This is a genomic window from Ornithinimicrobium cavernae (assembly GCF_003121625.1).
Lineage (GTDB): Bacteria > Actinomycetota > Actinomycetes > Actinomycetales > Dermatophilaceae > Ornithinicoccus > Ornithinicoccus cavernae.
The window spans coordinates 1-22921 of the sequence record NZ_QDDJ01000019.1; the positions used below are offsets into that span (position 1 = coordinate 1).

Sequence of the window (22921 nt, forward strand, 5' to 3'; positions counted from 1 at the left end):
GGCCAGACCGCGGGCTCGACCGACCACCAGGACACCGGTGACGGCGAGAGCCACGACGAGACGACCAGCGGCGCGAGCAACGACGGCCCCTCCACTCCCTGGCGATCAGACCCCGATGCTCCACCACCCTTCTGAACCGACCGTTCCCTCACTTGCCGGTGCAAGTGCCGATCTGCAGCCGCGGTTCGGTCCGGCGCATAGACCCTGGGAGACTCTGGCCATGCACATCATGACCGTCTGCCTGGGCAACATCTGTCGATCCCCCGCCGCTGAGGCGGTCCTGCTCCGCAGGCTCGAAGACGCCGGCCTGACTGACGTCACGGTCTCGTCCGCGGGGACCGCCGACTACCACGTGGGCAAGGGCCCACACGAGCTCTCTGTCGCAGAGGGCGAGGGACGTGGCTACGCCTTCAGCTCCGTGGCCGCCCAGTTCGCGGCCGACCACTTCCAGGAGGCGGACCTCATCCTGGCGATGGATGCCAGCAACGAGGACAACATCCTCGCGCTGGTGCGCGGACCGGAGGATGAGGCCAAGGTGGTGCGGCTGGGTGCGTTCGCCAGTGACGCTGGTCAGGGCGTTCGGGACGTTCCTGACCCGTGGGGCCTGCCGCCGGAGGCCTACACGCGGATGTACGACCAGATCGAGGATGCCATCGACGGCCTTGTGGCAGCCATCCGGGACGACCGCATCGGGGAAGTGCTCGCCGGTCAGCGCGCCACCAGCTGAGGGGCACATCACTCACACAGCTGACGGAGGGTGCCCTCGACGTCGGTGGCGAATGCTGGCACGAAGGCGAAGCAGCTGAGGCACGGACGTCGTCACACGTGCTGCGCGTCAGGAGTCAGGCTCCTGTGAACCAGATGACATCGTCTGCCCTCGGCTCACCTCCACGACCGGCACATCCTGCTCGGCCGCCTCGGTGGTGAACTCCGGTGGGGGCGGTTTGTGCACGTCATGGATCGGGGTGCGCAGCAGGGAGGACGTCGCCCAGCCGTGGGCCAGCAGGTAGGCGTCGGTCCCCGGCTCGTACTCGACGTCGATCTCCTCATAGCTCATGTGGACCCAGCGCTCTCCCCGCTCCTTGACCGCGGCCTGCACGGCGCCGAAGTCCGCGAGCCGTGCGGTGCGGAGACCCCGCAGCCGGTCCGGGGGGACGTCCGGCACGTTGACGTTCAGCACCCGGCCCTCCGGGCTGTGCTCGACCAGCCAGTCGAACGCGACCCGGCAGACGTCCTCGGCGGTCTCCCAGTGCTCGGGGTCCGCTGACGCGATGGAGGCAGCGAGCGCAGGTATGCCCTGGGTGGCGGCGGAGAGGGCAGCGCCGACTGTGCCGGAGTGCAGCGTCGCGTGCCCGGTGTTGGCGCCAAGGTTGACGCCGGACAGCACGAGATCCGGCCGTTTCCCGAACGCGCCGTAGCTGGCAGCGAACACGATCAGCGCCGGTGCCGCGCGCACCCCGAAAGCGCGCACCCCATCAACCAGGCCCGGTGGGCTGCCGGTGGTCAGCTCAAGACGGCCGTCGCTCTCGTGGCCGATCAGGGACGCGGACGCACCGGAGTACTGGTGCGCCGGGGCGGCGACCACCACGTCATGGCCGGCTGCCTTGGCGACGTTGGCCAGCACGGTGAGCCCAGGGGAGTCGATGCCGTCATCGTTGGTCACCAGGATCCTCATCAGTCCAGCTCCTCGATCCGTACCTTGGTGGAGAACCGCTCGATCTCGTCGCGGCTGCCGGTGCCCAGTCCACGACGGGTCACGTTCAGTGTCCCGGCGGCCACTCCGAGGCGGACCGCGTCCAGCACCGGCGCGCCCCGCCCGAGGGCGACGGCGATGGCGGCGGTCATGGAGTCACCGGCCCCACGGTGGTCGACGGAGGTCAGGGGCGGGGCGTGCACGAGCCAGGCGCTGTGGTCACGGACCGTCAGGGTCGGCTGGTCCGCCCGTGAGATCACTACAGTCCCGACACCCTGTCTGATCAGTGCCTCCGCGGCCAGACGGAGGTCTCGCACGGTGTCCTCCTTGGCCAGTCCCGCGCCGATCACCTCGTCGTGGGCCATCTTGAGCACGGTCGGCCCCTGCTCGGCGACGGCCACAGCGGCATCGCCGGACAGGTCGGCGACCAACACGGTGCCGCCGACGAGCAGGTCGTGTGCCAGACGGCCGAAGAATCCTGCGCCCAGCACCGACGCAGGCTGCGGACCGGTCAGCACACAGACATTGGCCTCGGTGCCGGCCACGAGCGCCGCGCCGAACAACTCGTCCGCCTCGTGGCGACCGAGGGCACGGGCCGGCATGCTCGCGATCTCCTCACGCTCCCCACTGCGCCGGTCGTGGACCAGGGCGGGGTTCCCCTCGGCATACGCGACAGGAGTCACCTCCAGGCCTGCGGACGCGGCACTCTGCCGCAGGATCGTGCCCGTCTCCCCGCCGAACGGGCCGCAGACCGTCACCCTGGCGCCGAGCGCCTGGGCCATCGAGGCAACCCACAGCCCCTGGCCGCCGCGGTGCACGTGGATCTCCGCGTGCGTGCCGATGCCGGCGTCGGGTCCCTCCGCGCGCTCGATCTCCACCATGAGGATCGAGGTGGGGGCGACGACGCACACCCAGGGCTCACGGCTCATGACTCCCACGGTCGCAGAGGAGTGGCCAGCACGCACGCGGGCGGTCTCCAGGCCCTGCGTCAGCATCACAGCTGCCGGTCGACGTGGCCCCGGCGCGGAACCGGCGGCGCTCCTGTCAGTTCCACCTAGGCTCGGGCCCGTGGAAGGGTTCAGCGTCTCGGCGGTGCTCGCTGTGTTCCTCGGGCTCATGCTCCTCCCGCTGGTCTTCATCCCCTACATCGCCTGGAGCTTCCGCCGCGGCACCACCGGACCGGGTCACGCGTTGATCTGCGCCGCGGGGTTGGTCTACCTGATGGCCCTGTGGACCTACACGATCGTTCCTCTTCCCCGCGTCGAGGACCTGGTCTGCGACGGCACACTCCGGGCACAGCTCCTGCCGCTCCACTTCCTCAGCGATATCGCCCCCGGACGCGGACCGGCTGGGCTTCTCGCGGACCCCGCCGTCCGGCAGGTGGTCCTCAACGTCGCGTTGTTCGTGCCGCTCGGCATGCTGACCCGGCACCTGTTCCGCTGGCACCCCCTCACGTGCCTTGCCAGCGGGCTCGTCGTCTCCCTGCTGATCGAGCTGACCCAGCTCACCGGCATCTGGTGGATCTATCCCTGTGCTTTCCGGCTCTTCGACACCGACGACCTCCTCGCCAACACCCTCGGTGCCGCGATCGGTGTCGGGCTGGCGCCAGTGCTCCGCCTCGCGCCCGGCCAGCACGCGCGTCCCGCGGATCAACCGCAGCCGGTGAGGCCGCTGCGACGGCTGACGGGCATGGCGGTCGACCTGCTCTCGGTCCTTCTCGTCGGCGTCGGTGTCCCGCTCGGGATGCGCATCACCCTGTACGTGCTGGGCCGGGACTATGAGGCCCATTCGGCCCTGATCCAGGTCGCGGCCACGCTCACTGCGGCGGTCGGCCTGCTGTTGGTGCTGCCGGCTGCCACGGGCGCCACCCTGGGACAGCACCTGGTCTACCTCCGCCCGGTTCGACCCGACGGTGGCCCGCCGGGTTGGCACCAGTGGGTCGTTCGCTTTCTCACCGGAGCCGGCGCCTACGTCCTGCTGGGTCTCCCCGGCGACCTCGGGTCCGTCGGCACGGACCAGATCGGCTCGGCGTGGGCGGTGCTCTCTGCCTCGGTGGTGATGTTCGTGAACACCAGAGGCATCAGTGGCTACGCCTCGGGCCTGGTCCTGGTGGACTCCCGCGATGACGCACCGGCCCACGGCCTGCGACAGCGGGGCACCGACCCCCGGCGACTGAGCTCGGCGGTGTTCATCGTCGGCGGGGTCTCCTACCTGGGCATCTCGGTGCTCCTCACCGTCGTGGCGCTGTCCCCGGCGGTGGGGATCGGCCTCGCCGGAGTGACCGCGGCAGGTCTCGTCCTGACTAACGTCGCGCTCGCCGGGTACCTGGTCTACGCCGGGATCGTCGCGGTGCGCCACGAGGGCAGGTCCCTGGGCAACGCGCTCAGTCTCCTGGCCGTGGTCGGCGTGCTGGGGCTGGTGCTGATCCTCGCGGTCGGCGTCCTGCTGGACTGGACGTGGCTCATCGTGCCGGCGGTCGCCGGACTGGCGGTCTCTGCCCACCTGGGACTCCTGCTCGGGGCGTTCGTGCTCTACGGCGCCGGCTACGCCCGGCTGCCGGCGCAGCCCGGGATGGACGCGATCGTCGTGCTCGGCTCCCGGGTCTACGGTGACCGGGTCCCGCCGCTGTTGGCAGCGCGCATCACCAAGGGTCTGGAGATCCTGGCGGCGGAGAAGGCGCAGGGGCGCCGCCCGCTGCTGGTCCTCTCCGGTGGGCAGGGACCCGACGAGACCGCCCCTGAGGGTGAGGTGATGGCGACGTATGCCGTGGGGGCGGGGGCCGACTCCGACCTGGTCCGCGTCGAGTCGGCCTCGCGCAACACCCAGGAGAACCTCGCTCTCTCCCGCGACCTCCTCGTCGACGAGGGGCGAGGCACCTCTCTGGTCGTGACCACCAACGACTTCCACGCCTTCCGCGCGGCCATCATCGCGCGCGAGCTCGGCCTGGACGCCCAGGTCGTCGGGGCCCCGACCGCCCGGTACTACTTCCCCTCGGCGGTGCTGCGCGAGTTCGTCGGGGTGCTCGCGCGCTCACCCCTTCTGCACGGCGTGCTCGCGGGACTCGTGGCGGTCGTCGGCGGCGGGTTGGCCTGGTTGGTGACACGCTGACGGCACGAGGCGAGGCCGCCACCACTGAGACGTGATCCGCGCGCAGCGTGAGTCAGTGTGTCAGTGACCCTCGCCGAGCTGGCCGGTGAGGCGGCGGTGGCGTGCCGCCGAGGACTGGTTGAGGCCGACGATCTCGACGGTCTTGCCGTGGCGGGCGTACTTGGTCTCGATGGCGTCGAGGGCCGCCACCGTCGAGGCGTCCCAGATGTGGCTGTCGGACAGGTCGATGACGACCCGCGAAGGGTCGCCGGCGTAGTCGAACTGGTAGACGAGGTCGTTGCTGGTGGCGAAGAACAGCTCTCCGCCGACCTTGTAGACCCGCACGCCGGAGGTGCCGTCGCCGTCGAGGTCGCTGTCGGTCACCGCGGTGACCGAGGCGAAGTGGGCCACCCTGCGGGCAAAGAGCGTGATGGCGGCGAGCACCCCCACGATGACGCCGTAGGCGAGGTTGTGGGTGACCACGGTGACGCCGACGGTGAGGACCATGACGATGTTCTCGCTGTGCGGCATCCGGCGCAGGGTGGTCGGCTGGATGCTGTGCCAGTCGAAGGTGGCGACCGAGACCATGATCATCACCGCGACCAGGGCCGCCATCGGGATCATGCCGACAGCCGGCCCGGCGCCGAGGACGAGGGCGAGCAGGAACACGCCGGCGAGGAAGGTGGAGATCCGCGTGCGGGCGCCGGAGACCTTCACGTTGATCATCGTCTGACCGATCATGGCGCACCCGCCCATGCCACCGAAGGCGCCGGAGAGCATGTTGGCCACGCCCTGGCCCCAGCTCTCGCGGGTCTTGTCCGAGTGGGTGTCGGTGATCCCGTCGACGAGCTTGGCCGTCATGAGGGACTCCAGCAGCCCGACGAGGGCCATGGCCAGCGCGAACGGGCCGATGATCTGCAGCGTCTCCAGTGTCAGCGGCACGTTCGGGATGAGCAGCTGAGGCAGCGAGGTAGGCAGTTCCCCCTGGTCAGCCACGTCGGGAAGCTCCCAGCCGGCGGTCCACATCAGCGTCGTGATGACCAGGATCGCCACCAGCGGCGCGGGCACGATGGTGGTCAGCCTGGGGAGCGCCACCATGATGAGGATGCCGAGTGCGACCAGCGGGTAGACCAGCCACGGCACGTCGATCAGGTAGGGGATCTGCGCCATGAAGATGAGGATCGCCAGGGCGTTGACGAAGCCGACCATCACCATCCGCGGGATGAACCGCATCAGCTTGGCCACCCCAAGAACCGCGAGGACGATCTGCAGCACACCCGCCAGGATCACCGTCGCCAGGAAGTAGTCGACCCCGTGCTCCCGCGCCACGGGTGCGATGACCAGGGCGACGGCACCGGTGGCGGCGCTGATCATGGCCGGTCGGCCACCCACGAACGCGATCGTCACCGCCATGACGAAGCTGGAGAACAGTCCCATGCGCGGATCGACACCGGCGATCACCGAGAACGAGATCGCCTCCGGGATCAGCGCGAGCGCGACCACCAGGCCCGCCAGGACCTCCGTGCGCAGCCGGCGGGGGTTGCGCAGTGCCGCCCGCGTCGACGTCTCTCGTTCACCAGCCTCAGGGACGACCGTCGTATGCGGCTCGGCGGGCAGGGTGGACGGGTTCGACTGTGGCACGTGGTTCCTCGGCAGGATGGAAGGGTGCGGCGCTCGCACCTGGGAAAAGCGAAACAGCGATGACGCGCACGTCATCGCTGCCTGGCCAGTCTACCGGGAGGGGTGCCTGTCGAGGTGGCGGTTGATGTCGCCAGCCAGCCTGCCGTTGGCAACCCTTGACATGCAAACGCTTGCATGCCAGCGTCGATGAAGGAGCCATTCCCCGTGGCGGAGTAGGTTGCCGCTTCCCGCAGAGCACGAAATGAGGTCCAGCGATGTACCCCACCAGAAGCCGACTCATCCACCGAACGGTCCCGCTAGGAGGTGGAGTAGTGCTCGCAGTGCTCTTGTCCGGCTGCGGGTTCGTGACCGGTGAGTCCGGCGACTCGGCTGGCGGCGAGTGCCGTGACCTGACGCTCCGCCTGGCCACGATCCGCACGGACGATGACCCGACAACGCTCGGCGCCACAGCCTTCGCCGAGGGCGTCGAGGCCGCGACGGAGGGACAGGTCACCGTAGAGGTCTATCCGAACAGTCAGCTCGGAGACGCCAATGACCTGTACGCCGGCGTCGCCGCGGGCGACAACCTCGACATGTTCTACGAGGGAATCAGCACCTACTCGACGCTTGAGGGCGCGGAGGCGTTCACAGTGACGACCGTTCCGTTCCTCTGGGACAGTTACGAGCAGTTCCGTGCGGTCCTCGAGTCCGACCGCTACACCGAGCTCCTGGATGAGGCTGCCACGAGCACCGGGGCCAGAGTCATCGCGATCGGCGGCGACGCCGAGCCGCGAGCCCTGAGCGCCGACCGTCCGATCCAGACTGCGGAGGACATGAAGGGCCTGAAGCTTCGCATCGCCGATGCGCCGCTGCCCCAGGAGTTTGCCAAGGCCCTCGGAGCCAGGCCGCAGGTGATCCCGTTCTCAGACCTCTACTTCTCTCTGCGACAAGGCGTTGTCGAGGCACAGGAGAACGGTGCCATCACGATGGTGAACCAGAGCCTGATGGAGGTGCAGGACTACTACATGCCGATCGACTACATCCGGGACATCCGGGTCTGGTACTTCACCGACTCCACGTGGCAGTCCATCTGTGCCGAGCACCAGGAGGTGCTCCGTCAGCAGGCCGAGCAGGCTGGTGACGTGACGACGCAGGAGACCGAGAAGCAGATGACCGAGGCCATGGCGACGCTCGAGGAGCACCTTGAGGTCGTGGACGTCGACCGGGAGTCCTTCCGCTCTGCACTCGAGGGAGTGTTCGAGCAGTTCGACGGTCAGATGTGGCCCGAGGGCCTGCTCGAGGAGACGCGAGCGTTGGCCGAAGAGCACTCGTGAGGCAACGGCTCTCGGCGACCATCGACCAGATCCAACGGATCCGCGAGATCCTAGCCACCGGGATCGCGTGGATCGCCGGTATGGGTCTGTTCGCGATCTTCGCGGTCAACGTCGCCCAGATCTTCCAGCGGGCGTTCGGGGGCGGCTGGATCTGGGTCAGTGACTTCAGTCGCCTCATGTTCGTGTGGGTCGCTCTGCTCGGCGGTGCCGCCGCCTACGGGTTGTACGACCACATCACGGTCACCTTCGTTGTGGAACGTGCGCCGGCCAGGCTGAGGACGGCCTGCGCGATGGTCGTGCGACTGACAGAGATCGCCCTCTGCGTGATCCTCCTGATCGCTGGCACGGCGATCCTCAGCACCAGGATGGGGATCGACTACGTCCAGCTGGGAGTCCCCACGGGGATCGCCTACCTGGCGGTGCCGGTCTTTGCCGGTCTCGTCCTGCTCTTCGCGCTCACGGGCCGTCTCCGCGCGACCCCCTCCTCGCCCGAAGTGGACCCGGCGGTTGAGCTGGCAGCCACGGAGATCGAGACCGCTCAGCGTCGCTCACGCGAGGGCGGCGGTGCCTGATGGAACTCCTGGTCCTGTTCGGTGTCATGTTCTTCTTCATGGCCCTTGGGACGCCGATCTTTGTGGCGATGCTCCTCGCGGTGCTGGCCACTCTCTTCGTCGGCGGGCTGGGTAGCGCCACCGTGCTGCCGACGCAGATGGCCGCCGGTGTGGACTCCTACGAGCTTCTCGCGATCCCGTTCTTCATTCTCATGGGCGAGTTGATGTACCGCGCCGGGTTGACAGAGCGCATCGTCGACCTGCTCATGTTCTTCCTGGGACGTGTCCGCGGCGGGCTCGCCTACACAGTGGTTGCGTCCAGTGCGTTCGCGAGCTCGGTCAGCGGGTCGGCACCGGCCGCGGCCTCCATGATCGGTTCGGCGATGTTGCCGCTGATGGGCAGGTCGGGCTACAAACGGGAGTTCTCCGCTGCGGTGACGGCCTCTTCCGCGGTGCTCGGACCGGTCTTTCCCCCGAGCGTCCCGTTCATCTTCGTGGCCCTCGTGACGGGCCTCTCTGTCGGCCAGCTCTTCCTGGGCGGGGTCGGTCCCGCGATCATCATGGTCACCGGCTTGGTCCTGACTGTCTACGTGATGGCCCCGCGCGGTCGCACGCCGTCGACGGATGCTGCCGCGAGCTCCCGGGATCGTAGTTTTGCGACGCTCCTGGTGAGGGCGCTCCCCTCCCTCCTGACGCCGGCCCTGATCCTTGTCGGGGTGGTGTCCGGGTTCGCGACGATCACCGAGGTCTCGATCCTCGCCTCGCTCTATGTGCTCGTGCTCGGCCTTGCCTACCGCTCGCTCAGCATCGGGGCACTGCTGAGCGTCTTCAAGCACACGGCCCAGTTCGGCGCGACGATCCTGATGATCTTTGCCGCGGTCGGCGGTTTCACCTACGTCGTGGCGACCCTGCGTCTCGGTGAGGACGTCTCGGACTTCGTGGCACGGGCGCAGATGGGTCCGATCACCTTTCTCCTTGCCACGATGGTCTTCTTTGTCGTCCTGGGACTCATCATGGATGCGATCCCCGCGATCCTGATCTTCCTGCCGGTGCTTCTCCCCGCGGCCATAGAGCTCGGCATCGACCCGGTGCACTACAGCGTCGCGGTGGTGGTGAACCTGATGATGGGGCTCATCACACCACCGGTGGGTGCGCTGCTCTACGTGGTGACAAAGCTGGCACGCGTCGACTTTGCGCACCTCGTCCGAGAGTGCGGACCGTTTCTCGCCGTCTATGGCGTGACCCTGGTCCTGGTCACCTTCCTGCCCTTCATCTCGACGGCCATTCCCGAAGCCCTTTTCTGACCCCTGCACACAACTGACCCGAGGAGGCATCCCAACATGACTGCGGTGAAGGTGACCGACATGGCACGGGTATACCGAGAGAAGATCGCCGTGCTGCTCGAGCAGATCGAGAACGAGGAGTCGAGCTCGCTCGATGCTGCGTCGGACCTGATGGTCGAGCAGGTCAAGAACGATCGTCTGATCCACGTCTACGGTCCCGGCGGTCACGCCAACCTCGCGACGCAGGAGGCCTTCTTCCGCGCCGGAGGACTCATCCACATCTCGGCCATCCTGGACAGCGGCACCCTCCTGTCCGACGGTGCGCTGCGCTCGATGGCGATGGAGCGGACTCCTGGTTATGGGCGGGTCGTCATCGACAACGAGGCCCTGGGGCCGGACGACCTCATCGTCATCGTCAACTCCTACGGCATGAACTCGGCCGTGATCGACGCCGCGACGAGGTCCCGCGAGCGAGGCGCGCGCACCATCGGAGTGAGCTCTCGCGGCCACGCCCTCGCCGTGGGGCCGGACCATCCGGCCCGGCACCCCACCAAGAAGAACCTGCACGACATCGTCGATGTGGCCATCGACTCCAAGGTGCCACTGGGCGACGCGGTGATCGAGATCCCGGGGTTCGGTATGCCGACGGGTGCGGTGTCGACCTACGTCAATGCGTTTGTTATCAACCTGCTCTCCATCCTGACCGTAGCCAAGCTCGTCGCCCAGGACGTCGAACCTCCGGTATGGATGAGTGGGAACGCTCCCGGTGGTGATGAGGCCAACGCCCGCTACATCGAGAAGTTCCGCAGACGGGTCAGGCTGCTGTGAGCGGGGTGGGGCATGGGCGTCACAGTGGGGGTCGGTCCTATCCACTGACCGTGCACAGTCACCCGACCCCCGTCGACCTGGGCCGTCGGGCCGGGGACCACGCAGGAAGGATCCTCTCCGAGAGGCTGGCCCGGCCCGGTAGCGCGCGTGTCCTTCTGGCAGCGGCGCCCAGCCAGCTGGGAACCCTCCGAGCGCTCGCTGAGGTGGCCGACGTGGACTTCGGCCGGGTGGAGTTCTTCCATATGGACGACTACCTCGGCCTTCCGTCCGATGCGCCGCAGGGGTTCGCCAACTGGTTGCAGCGCGAGTTCCTGCGGCACCTGCCCCAGGCGCCGGTCTTTCACCGGATGCAGATGTCCCTGCCTCCCGTGGAGGCGGCCGCGCACTACGCGGCCCTGCTCGGCGAGGCGCCGTTCGACCTGGTGCTCTGTGGGCTCGGTGTCAATGCACACATCGCCTTCAACGAGCCGGGGAGCGACTTCGACGACCCGGAACCGGTGCGTCTCATCGAGATGGACCATGCCTCACGTCGGCAACAGGTCGATGAGGGGCACTTCCCGCATCTCGCTGCTGTGCCGACCCGGGCGCTCACTGTCACGATCCCTCGCATCCTCAATGCTGATCACGTCATCTGCTCCGTCCCTGGCGCTCAGAAGTGCGCGGCGGTGCGGGCCACGCTGGAGCTCGAGCCGACGCCAGACGTCCCGGGCACGGCACTGAAGCTCCGCCCTGGAGTCCACCTGTATCTCGACCGAGAGTCTGATCCGCGATGAGTGCACCCACCGGCATCGAGGGACGGGACCCGGCGACCGGGGAGCTTCTCCGCATCAGGGTCGAGCAGGGCGTGATCGCAGAGATCCACCGGGCGGCTGATCACCCGGCCGAGGTGCCATTTGTCTCCCCCGGGTTGGTCGATCTTCAGGTCAACGGGTTTGTGGGTCACGATGTCAATGCCGAGGAGCCGACGCCGGAGGCTATCGTCGCGATCACCGCAGCCCTCGCAGAGCGGGGCGTCACGACGTGGGTTCCGACGGTGGTCACCGCACCGGAGGATGCCATCCATGCGGCGATCGCCGCCGTCCGACGGGCACGCGAGCAGGACCCGCACGCGCATGCCGCGATCCCATTCATCCATGTCGAGGGCCCTTTCCTGTCTGATCACCCCGGCCCGCGTGGCGTGCACGCCCCCGACGCCATCCGACCTATCGACGCCGCGGAGGTGGAGCGATGGCGACAGACCGGGCCGGTCGGCTATGTCACGGTGTCGCCCCACTGGAGCAACAGTGCTGCGGAGATCGCGCGCATCCGACAGGGGGGCACGGTGGTGGCGATCGGGCACACACACGCGAACAGCGAGATGATCACGGCGGCGGTCGACGCAGGCGCGGAACTGTCCACCCACCTCGGGAACGGCATCTTCCCGGAGCTGCCACGTCATCCCAACCCCATCTGGACCCAACTCGCCGACGACCGCCTCACCTGTGGGTTCATCGCGGACGGACACCATCTGCCCGCGGATACCCTCAAGGCCATGATCCGCGCCAAGGGAACGCACCGTTCCTTCCTGGTGTCGGACTCTGTCGAGTTGGCTGGATCGACACCGGGCCGCTACGAGACGGCCGTCGGCGGGCTCGTGGAGCTGGACGGCTCAGGCAGGCTGTCGTATGTCGGGACGGACCTGTTGGCGGGCGCTGCCGTGAGTCTCGGCGAGGGTCTGCGGTTCCTGGTGTCCCACGTGGGCCTGTCGCTGGCCGAGGCCCTGGGCCTGGTCACCTCCGTCCCCGGGCGGATCGTGCAGAGCTGTGGGTCCCGACCTCGAGGGCTGCTGAGGGTCGGTCAACCGGCCGACCTCGTGCTGCTCACGGCCGACGGCAGCGTTCAGGCCACGATGCGTTCCGGGGGCCTGCTCGGGGCGCAAGGCTAGAAGTGTCCCAGTTCGCGACGATCATCGACGTTGCAGGCAGGGCAGGCGTCTCGCCATCGACCGTGTCACGCGCCTTCAACCACCCACGGCTGCTGAGACCGGAGACCGTGCAACGCATTCACGACATCGCGCAGGAGCTCGGATACATTCCGAATCGGCACGCGAAGGCGCTGAGTACCGGCCGCACGGGCGCCATCGGCATTGTCGTGCCGGACATCACCAACCCGTTCTTTCCACCCATCATCCGGCAGGCACAGCGGGTGTCCGAGGCCATGTCCTACGGGGTGCTGGTGGCTGAGTCCGACAACGACCCAGAGCGTGAGGCGCGGCAGATCGAGCAGCTTGTCCCGCAGGTTGACGGATTGATCCTTGCGTCACCGCGACAGGCAGACGAGGCGTTGGTGCGCACCGCGTCCAGCACGAGATGCGTGTTCCTGAACCGGGACGTCCAGGGGACTGCGCGGGTCCTCCTGTCCTCGGGCTCGGCCCTGCACACGGCGCTGGGTGATCTGAGCGCAGAGGGCGTCGTCCGGGTCTGCTACGTCGGGGGACCTCACCGGTCGTGGTCGAACGGGGAGCGCCAGGAGGTCGTGGTGCAACGGGGTCACGAACTGGGGATGGAGGTGTCTCTGCTGCAGACAACCAACGGGACCTACGGAGAAGCACGTGACCTTGCCGTGAACGTGGTTCGGGCAGGTGCCCAGGCGGTGATTGCCTTCGATGACGTGGTCGCCCACGGGATTCTCGACGGCATCCTGGCGTCCGGCGCGCGCGTCCCGGGCGAGATCAGGGTGCTGGGCTGCGATGACGCGCTGCCGATCCAGACCCACCCTCGGCTGTCCACGATCGATATGCACGGTCCACTCGGTGTGGACCGGGCCATGCACATGCTCCTGGAGGCGCCCGGGTATCCGGTGCCCGAGGAGCGTGTGGTGCTTCAGGGGCAGTTGCAGTATCGCGAGACCACGTGACGAGAGGTCACCAGGTGAGGACGATCTTGCCCGTCGTGCCGCCCCGCTCTGCGAGGGCGTGGGCCTCCGCGACCTGCTCTGCAGGGAAGGTCGCGGCGACCTCGATGCGCAGCTCACCCTGCTCGACGAGCCGGGCCAGCTCCCGGAGGGTGGCGTGGTCGCGCTCGACGAGCATCACGGCTGTGCGGACCCCGGCCTGCTCTGCCGTTTCTGCGAGGTCGGGGTGCACGTTGGCCGGCGTGATCGAGACATAGGTGCCGCCACGCCGCATCGTCGCCAGGCTGCGCGGACCGTAGTCGTTGCCGATCGTGTCCAGCACGACGTCGATGTCGGACAGCTGCGCGGCGAAGTCCGTTGAGCGGTAGTCGATGACCTCCGCAGCACCCAGCCCCCGGACGAGATCGTGCTTCGGCGCGCTCGCGGTCCCGATCACGTGGGCGCCGAGGTGCCTGGCGATCTGGACCGCCACGTGGCCGACGCCCCCGGCCGCGGCGTGCACGAGCACCCGTTGCCCGGGCCGCACCGCGGCCACGTCCACCAGGGCCTGCCAGGCGGTGAGCCCGACCAGGGGAAGCGCAGCGGCAGACGTCGCGTCGAGCCCGGCGGGTCGGCGCACGAAGGTGCGGGGGCTGGCCACGACGTAGTCGGCGTATCCGCCGCCGGAGCCCGGATAGGGCAGCATCCCCATGACTTCGTCACCGGGCTCGAGGACCGCGACACCGAGACCGACCGCCTCCACGACGCCGCTGACGTCCCAACCGAGCGTGAACGGTGGCTCGCCGAGGAAGCGTCCGCCCGCGCGGTGCTTCCAATCGGTGGGGTTCACCCCGGAGGCGTGCACGCGCACCAGGACCTCGGCCGGCCCGGGTGAGGGCCTCTCGGCCTGGACGAGGCGGAGGACCTCCGGTCCACCAAAGGCGTCCTGGGTGACCTTGCGCATCAGCTGGGTGCTCATGGCGAGAACCTATCCGGAGCCCGGAACGGCACGGTGGCCAGGCTCGCTCCCGGAGCAGCCAGGCTCACTCCGCAGAGAACATGCCGTGCACCTTCGCCGGGCGTCCACCGACGTCTGACTCAGTCCAGAAACAGTGTGAGGAGTGCAACCAGCGCGAACACGAGCAACGCGAGTCCGGTGGTGACGGCAAAGGCCTTCACCGCGAACTCCAGGCTGTGCTGGGAGTCCAGCGGCAGTCCCGCGGAACTGTCCGGCCGCAGCTCGCGGCCCGACGCGCGACCGGTCGCGAGATCCTGGGTCAGGCTGCGAGCGGGTGCGGCCTGCCCGCCACCGATCACCTCACCGCTGGTCGCCGAGATGAGCAGCCAGCTGACGGTCGCGGTGCCCACGTGCGTCAGCCGACCTGAGGCACCGACCACGGACCGGCGACTGACCATCGCGGCCGCCAGCCCCTCGTCGATGAGGATGAGCACGTGCGTGAAGCGGCCGGGGTCCTCGTGCAGCCGCTCGCGCCCCAGTGCCGTGAGGAGCGGCGGCGGCCCGCCGGCTGCAGGTGGTGTCGTCCACTCGGCGAGGTCACCATCGACGGTGCGGGCAACGTGGTCGACGTGCGCCACCAGCCGCTCGTGACGTTGCGTGAGCCGGGCCAGCTCCCCCGGGCCGGCGCCGATGGTCGGTGCTGAGACCTCTGCTCGGTGAACTGCCCCCTCGGGGTGCGCCGTGTGCTTGGGTCGGGCCGTGCCCTCGGGTCCGGCCGTCCCCTCGGGTCGGGCCGTGCCCTCGGGTCGGGCCGTGCCCTCGGAGTGCCCTGTGCCTGGTGGGTGCCCTGCGTCGTGCGGGTGCGTGGCGCTCGGGTGCTCTCTCAGCGCGTCGCTGTCGGTCAGTGAGCGGGCGACCGCAACGAGGCCCGTCAGGGCAGCGGTGGTCGAGGCGAGCTCAGCCCGCCGGGCCAGGAGGCTGGTGACCGACTCCAGGAGCGGTGAGGTGGCGGGCTCCAGGGTGGTGATCCCGTCGGCGACCACGGTGCCGCGGTCCCCCAGGTTGGCGGCCAGCGCGGCTGCGCCCCGGAGCAGGAGCTCGTCCGCACCCGCAGCCACCGGACGGCTGGCCACGGTCAGCTCCGCACTCGCCCGTAAGAGCATCCTGAGGACGGGGCGGGCACCGACGAGCTCGGCGCCGGGTGCAGTCTGCTCGACGGCCGTCATGGTCTCCGGCGTTGCCTCGCCGCCGAACACCGCGACGCCTCCGGTATCCCCGCCTGTGGCGCCGCCCGTCACCCCGCCTGCGGCGCCGCCCGTCACTCCTCTGGTGACCTCGGCTGCCACACGGCCGGGGATCGCGGCACCGCCGTCATCGGGATTCGTCTGTGCGCCTCCGGCCTCGTCCGCTGCGCGACCCGACAGGTCAGACCGCGGTCGAGCGCTCCCCGCCTCGGGAGAGACACTGGCCCAGCGGTCCAGGCTGCGCTCCAGGTCGTCTGTCGCCGCTCGCACCTGCTCGGACAGAGCCTCCAGGGCCTCCCGGTGGGCAAGCACCTGAGCCCGCAGTCGTTGGGAGTGCCAGTCGCCGCCCGCGATTGCCGCATCGTCGGTGACGAGCACGCGGAGTGGGAGCGAGGCATCGTCCTCGCTCCTCCCGCGAGGCTCCACCCGGTCGTGATCGTGCCTCCCGCCGACCGGCTCCCTCGCGGGCACGACGGGGGCTGCCCGGGACTGACCCCACGACACAGGCCACTCCGTCGTCTCCGCCTCCAGGGAGTTCCTGCGCCGTGCCTCCTCGATCGAAAGCCGTGCCTCCCTGTCCAGGGCGGCCATGCATGCTCGCTCCAGCGCACTGCGAGGCCGCCCGATCAGCTCGGCTTCGGCCGTCCGGTCCAACAGATCACGTGCCGCTTTGGCGAGCGCTTCCGTGAGGGCGGTCGACATGGCCTCACGCTCCGTCTGCGGCACCACGCCGAGCAGGCGCGCGGCCTCGGCACCGATGGACTCGGCAGCCACCCCGAGCTGGTGGTGGGCCAGCCACGGAGCCACGGCACCGGCGTCGTGCCCCACTGAACCGAGGCCGGTGTCCGGTAGCAGTGGGTGGGCACTGGTGCCCTGACGTCCCGGCCCGGGATCGCGCGAGGGACCGGGGGACTGCTCCCGAGGCGAGGCACGACCCTCTGCCTCCCGTCCCCGCGCCTGGAGCGGGGCCACGTCGGAGAGCAGGGTGGACTGTGGAGCCGGCCCGGGGACGGGCGCCCTGGGCCGTGCGGGGGGTGGATCGGGACTGGCGGTCGAGGTGGACCCGGGTGGGCCCTCAGGGGTCGACAACATGGTGCTCCTCCGGCGGGGGTCACGGTCTCGCGGTGGAGGGGCACATCATCCTCCCAGCGGGGAGGATTGCGCAAGGCCGTCGTGAGCCTCCGCCATCACCCTCGTGAGGTTGCGGCACAACGGGATTGAGACCAGCTCTGGTGAAGGTGACCGGACCTGCCCGCCCGGGCATCCGGCATACGGCCCCCGTCGGTTGTATCTGGTCGGAGAGGCGGAGCCCGCCGGCCGGACGCCAGGCAACATCTGGCAACCGGTGTGCGACCGGGCGGTAGCCGCCGACGCTGTGGCCACGCCCCGGACCCCGCCGGGGTGGAGACGAAGGAGTCGTCATGACGCAACGATCACGCAAGGCCCTGCGCGGAGTAGCCGCTGCGGGCGCCGCCCTCACCCTCGGTGTTGTCGCGGGCGGGCAGGCCGCGTCCCCGCAGCCCGCCGCAGCGGGACCCGACACCGCCCCGGGACTGCAGCAGCCCGAGGTCGAGACGCGGGTGAAGCCGCTCATCCAGCGCGGCCCGTTCCAGTTCCGGGACCTCAACGCCAACGGCACGGTCGACCCCTACGAGAACTGGCGCCTGCCGACCCCTGTCCGGGTGGCCGACCTCGTCGACCGGATGACGCTGGAGGAGCAGGCCGGCCTCATGCTCATCGACACCCTCAACGCCGGGTGCACGGACGGCGTGCGCGGCACCCTGCCGGACAACACCGACGACTACATCCTCGGTGAGCAGATGCACCGGCTGATCTTCCGCAACGTCGTGACCAGCCCCGACGAGGCCGAGTGCGGGGCGGCCGGGGGTGGGTTCCGGGCCAGCACGAGCCTGACGCCCGCCGAGGCGGCCGGCTTCATGAACGACGTGCAGGAGCTCAGCGAGAGCAGCCGCCTCGGCATCCCCGTGCTCTACAAGTCCAACGCGCGCAACCACATCGACCCCAACGCCCGCGCCGGCATCAACGAGTCGGCCGGCGCGTTCACCGCCTTCCCCAAGGAGGCCGGCATCGCCGCAGCAGCCCTGGGCGAGGAGGCCCTGCGGACCGGCGAGACGCCGACCGTCGGCGACATGGGTGTCGTCGAGGACTTCGCCGAGGTGATGGGCGCCGAGTGGGAGTCCATCGGCCTGCGCGGCATGTACGGCTACATGGCCGACCTGTCCACCGAGCCGCGGTGGTACCGCACCCACGAGACGTTCACCGAGGACGCGGACCTGGCGGCCAACCTGATGACCACGCTGGTCCGGACCCTGCAGGGCCCGGTCGACCGGACGGGCAACTCGCTGAGCCCGGACACCTCGGTCGCCCTGACCATGAAGCACTTCCCCGGCGGAGGCCCGCAGGAGCTGGGCCTGGACCCGCACTACGCCTTCGGCAAGGCCCAGGTCTACCCCGGCGGGGCGTTCGGCGAGCACCTCAAGCCGTTCGAGGCGGCCATCGCGGCCGGCGTCTCCTCGATCATGCCGTACTACGGCGTGCCCGTGGACGTGACCCACAACGGCACGGAGTACGACGAGGTCGGCTTCGCGTTCTCCGACCAGATCGTCAACGAGCTGCTGCGCGACGAGCTCGGCTTCCAGGGTTACGTCAACTCCGACACCGGCATCATCAACGACCGTGCCTGGGGACTGGAGACCGCGACCGTACCCGAGCGGGTGGCCGCCGCCGTCAACGGTGGCACCGACACGCTCTCCGGCTTCCACGACGTGGGCACCATCACCGACCTCGTCGAGGACGGCCTGGTGTCCGAGGAGCGGGTCGCGCAGGCGGCCACCCGGCTGCTGACGCCGATGTTCGACATGGGTCTGTTCGAGAACCCCTACGTCGACGAGGAGCACGCCACCGAGACCGTCGGCAGCGAGGAGCACCGCGCGGTCGGCCTGGACCTGCAGCGCAAGTCCACCGTCCTGCTGCAGAACGAGCCGTCCGCGTCCGGCGAGGGCAAGACGCTGCCCATGAAGGCTGGTTCCTCGGTCTACCTGCTCGGTGACATCGACCCCGAGGCCGTGGAGTCCTACGGCTACGAGGTCACCGACGGCAACGTCGAGGAGGGCCAGGAGCGGCCCAGCGCCGCCGGGCACGACTATGTCCTGGTGTCGATGACCGGCGTCAACGAGGGCACCGACGCCTACGTCAGCAACGACCCGGCGTCGGGTCTCAACCCGGACCACATCAACCCCAGCATCCTCGAGGGCGTGCTGGGTCTGGACGGCCAGAGCCCCTTCGGTGCGGCCGACGCGTGTGTCTCCTACGGCGCCGAGTCCTGCACGGACAACGGGCTGCGGTTCGGCGGGTCCTTCCCGTGGGAGTCCAGCGTGCTCGACTTCACGGGGATGGAGGCTGCCGAGTCGTGGCAGGTCACCCCGTCCCTGAGCACCGTCCAGCAGGTCATGGCGGAGGTCGGCGACCCGAGCAAGGTCGTGCTCAACATCTACTTCCGTCAGCCGTTCGTGCTGGATGCCGAGAGCGGTCTGCGGGACGCCGGTGCGATCGTGGCCGACTTCGGCACCACCGACACGGCCCTCCTCGACGTGCTCTCCGGCGCGTTCGCACCCCAGGGCCGGATGCCGTTCGCCCTGGCCGGCACGCGCGAGGCGATCGAGCAGCAGGCCAGTGACCTCCCGGGCTATGACGAGACCGACGATGGGGCCCTGTTCCCGTTCGGTTACGGGCTCACCTACGAGGACTGAGTCACCCTGCAGGGCCGGTCAGGCCGACCCTGCTGACAGATGAGGGAACCGGCCCGGGCTGCGAGGGGCAGCCCGGGCCGGTCCTTCTGTGCTCAGCCGTATGCCGCATGGTTGCCCGACTCCTCCGCGGCCACCTCCCGCAGCAGCTCGAGAGCCCGGCGGGCGGCGGGGGTGCCGGCGACCGCCTCGCGCACCTTCACCGCGATCGTCCGCACCGGCGTGGGATCCACCAGGGGCACCGCCACGACGCCTTCCGGGAGCTGCCGGCAGGCGAGCCGCGGGATCACCGTGATGCCCAGGTCCAGGGCGACGAACGCCAGCGCGACCGCGGTGTCGCGCGCCTCGATGGCGAACCGGGGACGGTAGCCGGCCGCCGCGGCGGCGTCCAGGACCATGGCGCGGCAGGGCGCGTCACCCACGTCGTTGTCGACCCAGCGCTCGCCCTGCAGCTCGCCCATGCCGACGCTGTCGCGTCCCGCGAACGGGTGGCTGCGGGACACCGCCACGAGGTAGGGGTCCTCGAGCAGGTCGTGCGACGTGAACCCGACGGTCGGTCGTGGGTGGAGCCCCAGCACGTGGACATCGAGGTCGGCCGGAGCCGACTCCTGGTCCGTGGCGAGCTCCGCGTGGCGCAGCTCCAGGCTCACGTCAGGGAACTCGTCCTGCAGCACCGAGACGACGTGAGGCATCCAGGCCAGCCCCGCCGAGGCGAAGTAGCGCAGCCTCAGGGTGCCGCTGCGTCCGGTCCGCAGGCTGTCCACGACGTCCTGGACGCCGGTGAGGGCCCCGAGGACGTCGTCCGTGGCCACCGCCAGGGACCGGGCGGCAGAGGTGGGTGCGATCCCGCGGCCGGCCTTCTCGACCAGGGTCAGACCGGTCTCCCTGGACAGGGCGCTCAGGTGCTGGCTGACGGCGGACGGCGTGTAGCCCAGCAGCTGCGCCGCGCCGCTGACCGATCCGGTGGAGACGACGGAGCGAAGGATCCGGAGCCGCTGCACATCGAGCATTTCTCAATACTACAGTCACGCTGAATGGTTGTGAAGGAATCATCGCTTGTGCTGATGGGTTGTGAGTGTCCATCATGGACGGCATGACGACTCTCGACAGTGCGGCTCCCGCCTCGCCGGCCGTCGTGCCGGCCGCCGGACGGCTCGCCGTGGTCGCGGTGCTGGTGACGATGCTCCTGTGGGCCTCGACCTTCGTGGTGATCCGGGTCGTCGGTGAGGCGCTGTCCCCCGGCCCGCTGGCGCTCCTGCGCCTCGCGGTCGCCGCAGCGGTCCTGACGCCGTTCGCGCTCCGCCTGGGCCTGCGACGGCCCCGCGGGGTGCGCAACTGGGCGCTCGTGGTGGCCTATGGCGCCCTCTGGATGGGGGTCTACACCGTCGTGGTCAACGCGACGGAGATCTACCTGGATGCGGGAACGACCGCCATGCTCGTCAACGTCGCCCCGATCCTGGTCATGCTCTGGGTCGGGCTGGTGCAGCGAGCCGGCTTCCCGCTGCCGCTGGTCCTCGGGCTGCTGGTCGCCTTCGCCGGCGTGAGCATCATCGCCCTGGGAGACGGCGCCGCGGGGGGCAGCCTCGTGGGGATCTGCCTGGGCCTGGTGGCCGCGACCCTGTATGCCGCGGGCGTGCTCCTGCAGAAGCGTGCCCTGGCCTGCATCGACGCCCTGTCGGCGACCTGGTGGGGCTTCGTCGTCGGCACCATGGTGCTGCTGCCGTTCGCGCCGGACCTGGTGCGGGAGGCCTCGGTGGCCCCGGCCACGGCCCTGCTGGGCGCGGCCTACATGGGGGTCTTCCCCAGTGCCCTGGCGTTCTGCCTCTGGGCCTTCGCGCTGCGGCGGATCGACGCGGCCCAGCTGACCGTCAGCAGCTACCTGGTCCCCGCGTTCGCGGTCGGGCTGGCGTGGCTCCTCATCAGCGAGGTGCCCACCCTGCCGGCCCTCCTCGGCGGTGCGGTGTCCCTCGTCGGCGTCGCGATCAGCCGACTGCGTCCACGACGTGTCCCGGCTCCGCAGGGACGGACCGGCGAGGAGGTCTCACCGGTGGCTGCCGCTCAGTAGGCACCCCGGGTCGGCATGAGCGTCCGGGACAGGTTGAGCGCCGCGTTGCGCACCGCCGGGCCGAAGCGGGTGATCGCACTCGGCCCCCGCAGGTCGGTGACGGAGATGGCGGCCAGCACGGCGCCGTCCCGCCCGAAGATCGGGCTCGCGACGCAGAAGACGCCCAGCCGCGTCTCCTGACGGTCGAACGCCAGGCCGGTGCGCCGGGCCTCGTCCAGCTCTCTCTCCAGCGCCTGCCGGGTCGTGAGGGTGTGCGCCGTGAGGGCACCCAGCCCGGCACCGCAGACCACGTCGACGACCTCCGCCGGCGCGTGGGCCATGATCGCCTTGCCGAGGGCGGTGGCATGGGCGGGATGGCGACCGCCCGGCCGAAAGGGCATCGGGGCGGAGTTCGGCCCCGGCACCCGGTCGAGGTAGACGATGTCGGAACCGTCGAGGATCGCCAGGTTGGCCGTGTGCCGCGTGGCGTCCCGCAGGTCGTGCAGAAACGGGCTGACGGCGGCGCGGAGGGTCCGCTGCACGGGCACCAGCTGCCCCAGCTCGAACAGCTGCAGCCCCAGATGGACCCGACTGCCGTCCCTCTGCAACAGTCCCGCAGCCGTGAGCTGGCCGACCAGTCTGCTGGTCGTCGACCGGGCCAGTCCTGCGCGTCGGGCGATCTCCGCGACGGGGATCCCGGCATCGCTCACCGTGAAGGTGCCGAGGATCGCCGCAACGCGCGCCACGATGCTGTCATCCGTGGGGGCCCTGTCAGGGCGGTCCGAGGTCCTCATGATCCTCGCGACGTTACCTCCACCGACGAGGAACTGGTGTCCACTGAGTGAGCAGTCGCCCTTGAGCCGGTGGCCTGCGCTCCCTGACGATCCTTGCTCAGGACCGAGCCACCAACAGACAGGACGAGGCACATGAGTCGCTCCCACCCCGCTCAGTGGACCATCACCACGGACATCGACCGCGCCGCACCCGAGCTCGTGGAGGCCTTCCGTGAGCTGGACACGAGCCAGATCGCCGACTCGGGCGGCCCGGTGGCCGTCATCGACCCCGGAGTGCTGGCGGTCACCGAGGAGACCGACTTCTGCGGCAGTGCCGTGACCCTGTGGACCAAGCCCGGCGACATCCTGTTCATCCTCAAGGCACCGGACCTGATCACCCAGGGCGATGTGCTCGTCATCGACGGTGGTGGTCGCCTGGACGCCGCGGTCATCGGCGACATCTTCAGTGAGCTCGTCCGCGACAGGGGTGCCGTCGGCATGGTCGTCGACGGTGCGGTGCGCGACCTCAGTGACCTCCGCAAGCTGGGCCTGCCCATCTTCGCCCGCGGTGTGCACCCGGCGACCGCGTCCAAGGAGGGCCCGGGGGCCCTCAACGCGACGGTCCAGTGCGGTGGCGTCGTCGTGGAGCCCGGGGACATCGTGCGGGGCGACGCGGACGGCGTCGTGGTCATCCCGCACGAGGCTGCCGAGTCGGTCCTCGCGCTCGCCCGTGCGGTCCGCGACCGGGAGACCGGGTGGCGGGCCGATATCCGCGCCGAGGGTTCGGCTGCCCAGTCGCTCGGCGTCGACGACCTCATCGCGACCCTGTCCACCGCGCCCGACACCACCGTCCTCCCGTAAGGCGCCG

19 protein-coding genes are annotated in these 22921 nt (G+C 69.7%); 12 read left to right on the forward strand and 7 right to left on the reverse strand.

What is annotated here, in order from left to right; translation table 11 throughout:
• Positions 1-220: 220 nt before the first annotated feature.
• Positions 221-727 carry a low molecular weight protein-tyrosine-phosphatase gene (locus DA085_RS18830; protein ID WP_109474539.1) on the forward strand — a complete coding sequence of 169 codons (507 nt, stop codon included), beginning with the start codon at positions 221-223 and terminating at the stop codon, positions 725-727.
• Positions 728-835: 108 nt separating this feature from the next.
• On the opposite strand, the gene surE is transcribed toward DA085_RS18830, so the two are convergent.
• On the reverse strand, positions 836-1675 hold the full coding sequence (gene surE / locus DA085_RS18835; protein ID WP_109474540.1) for a 5'/3'-nucleotidase SurE: 840 nt from the start codon (positions 1673-1675) through the stop codon (positions 836-838).
• Complete coding sequence (locus tag DA085_RS18840; protein ID WP_109474541.1) at positions 1675-2622, reverse strand: PfkB family carbohydrate kinase; 948 nt, start codon at positions 2620-2622, stop codon at positions 1675-1677. The genes surE and DA085_RS18840 overlap by 1 nt, the downstream gene beginning before the upstream one ends.
• Positions 2623-2761: 139 nt before the next feature.
• Between DA085_RS18840 and DA085_RS18845 the strand changes: the two genes are divergently transcribed.
• Positions 2762-4801 (forward strand): ElyC/SanA/YdcF family protein, encoded by a 2040-nt coding sequence (locus DA085_RS18845; protein ID WP_161958560.1) that lies wholly within the window; start codon positions 2762-2764, stop codon positions 4799-4801.
• A gap of 60 nt (positions 4802-4861) precedes the next feature.
• Here DA085_RS18845 and DA085_RS18850 read toward each other — a convergent pair whose 3' ends face one another.
• Complete coding sequence (locus DA085_RS18850; protein ID WP_419866525.1) at positions 4862-6421, reverse strand: SulP family inorganic anion transporter; 1560 nt, start codon at positions 6419-6421, stop codon at positions 4862-4864.
• A gap of 311 nt (positions 6422-6732) precedes the next feature.
• On the opposite strand from DA085_RS18850, the gene DA085_RS18855 reads away from it, so the two are divergent.
• From DA085_RS18855 to DA085_RS18885, 7 genes are read left to right on the forward strand one after another with little or no spacing between them, the layout of a single operon-like run.
• Positions 6733-7734, forward strand: a complete 1002-nt coding sequence (locus DA085_RS18855; protein ID WP_161958561.1) for a TRAP transporter substrate-binding protein — start codon at positions 6733-6735, stop codon at positions 7732-7734.
• Positions 7731-8306, forward strand: a complete 576-nt coding sequence (locus tag DA085_RS18860; RefSeq protein ID WP_109474545.1) for a TRAP transporter small permease — start codon at positions 7731-7733, stop codon at positions 8304-8306. Before DA085_RS18855 ends, DA085_RS18860 begins: the two co-directional genes overlap by 4 nt.
• Positions 8306-9589: a TRAP transporter large permease gene (locus DA085_RS18865; RefSeq protein WP_109474546.1), complete on the forward strand. Its 1284-nt coding sequence runs from the start codon at positions 8306-8308 to the stop codon at positions 9587-9589. The genes DA085_RS18860 and DA085_RS18865 overlap by 1 nt, the downstream gene beginning before the upstream one ends.
• A gap of 60 nt (positions 9590-9649) precedes the next feature.
• Complete coding sequence (locus DA085_RS18870) at positions 9650-10396, forward strand: sugar isomerase domain-containing protein (protein ID WP_109474628.1); 747 nt, start codon at positions 9650-9652, stop codon at positions 10394-10396.
• Between the two features lie 50 nt (positions 10397-10446).
• On the forward strand, positions 10447-11169 hold the full coding sequence (locus tag DA085_RS18875; protein WP_202619320.1) for a 6-phosphogluconolactonase: 723 nt from the start codon (positions 10447-10449) through the stop codon (positions 11167-11169).
• The gene (locus DA085_RS18880; RefSeq protein ID WP_109474547.1) at positions 11166-12320 is read left to right on the forward strand and encodes an N-acetylglucosamine-6-phosphate deacetylase; all 1155 of its coding nucleotides are present in this window, start codon (positions 11166-11168) and stop codon (positions 12318-12320) included. The genes DA085_RS18875 and DA085_RS18880 overlap by 4 nt, the downstream gene beginning before the upstream one ends.
• Positions 12321-12322: 2 nt before the next feature.
• Positions 12323-13291 carry a LacI family DNA-binding transcriptional regulator gene (locus tag DA085_RS18885; protein ID WP_161958562.1) on the forward strand — a complete coding sequence of 323 codons (969 nt, stop codon included), beginning with the start codon at positions 12323-12325 and terminating at the stop codon, positions 13289-13291.
• Between the two features lie 7 nt (positions 13292-13298).
• On the opposite strand, the gene DA085_RS18890 is transcribed toward DA085_RS18885, so the two are convergent.
• Together DA085_RS18890 and DA085_RS18895 are read right to left on the reverse strand one after the other, a co-directional pair.
• Complete coding sequence (locus DA085_RS18890) at positions 13299-14246, reverse strand: NADP-dependent oxidoreductase (protein WP_109474548.1); 948 nt, start codon at positions 14244-14246, stop codon at positions 13299-13301.
• 119 nt (positions 14247-14365) lie between these two features.
• Positions 14366-16297, reverse strand: coding sequence for a hypothetical protein (locus DA085_RS18895; protein WP_109474549.1), 1932 nt, complete (start codon positions 16295-16297; stop codon positions 14366-14368).
• 593 nt (positions 16298-16890) lie between these two features.
• On the opposite strand from DA085_RS18895, the gene DA085_RS18900 reads away from it, so the two are divergent.
• The gene (locus DA085_RS18900; protein WP_109474550.1) at positions 16891-19239 is read left to right on the forward strand and encodes a glycoside hydrolase family 3 protein; all 2349 of its coding nucleotides are present in this window, start codon (positions 16891-16893) and stop codon (positions 19237-19239) included.
• Positions 19240-19331: 92 nt separating this feature from the next.
• On the opposite strand, the gene DA085_RS18905 is transcribed toward DA085_RS18900, so the two are convergent.
• On the reverse strand, positions 19332-20246 hold the full coding sequence (locus DA085_RS18905) for a LysR family transcriptional regulator (protein WP_109474551.1): 915 nt from the start codon (positions 20244-20246) through the stop codon (positions 19332-19334).
• 83 nt (positions 20247-20329) lie between these two features.
• Between DA085_RS18905 and DA085_RS18910 the strand changes: the two genes are divergently transcribed.
• Complete coding sequence (locus DA085_RS18910) at positions 20330-21301, forward strand: DMT family transporter (protein ID WP_202619321.1); 972 nt, start codon at positions 20330-20332, stop codon at positions 21299-21301.
• On the opposite strand, the gene DA085_RS18915 is transcribed toward DA085_RS18910, so the two are convergent.
• A complete protein-coding gene (locus DA085_RS18915; protein WP_161958563.1) occupies positions 21295-22026 on the reverse strand; it encodes an IclR family transcriptional regulator in 732 nt (243 codons plus the stop codon). The two genes, DA085_RS18910 and DA085_RS18915, sit on opposite strands and share 7 nt — an antisense overlap.
• A 180-nt stretch (positions 22027-22206) precedes the next feature.
• On the opposite strand from DA085_RS18915, the gene DA085_RS18920 reads away from it, so the two are divergent.
• Complete coding sequence (locus DA085_RS18920) at positions 22207-22914, forward strand: RraA family protein (protein WP_109474553.1); 708 nt, start codon at positions 22207-22209, stop codon at positions 22912-22914.
• Positions 22915-22921 lie beyond the last annotated feature (7 nt).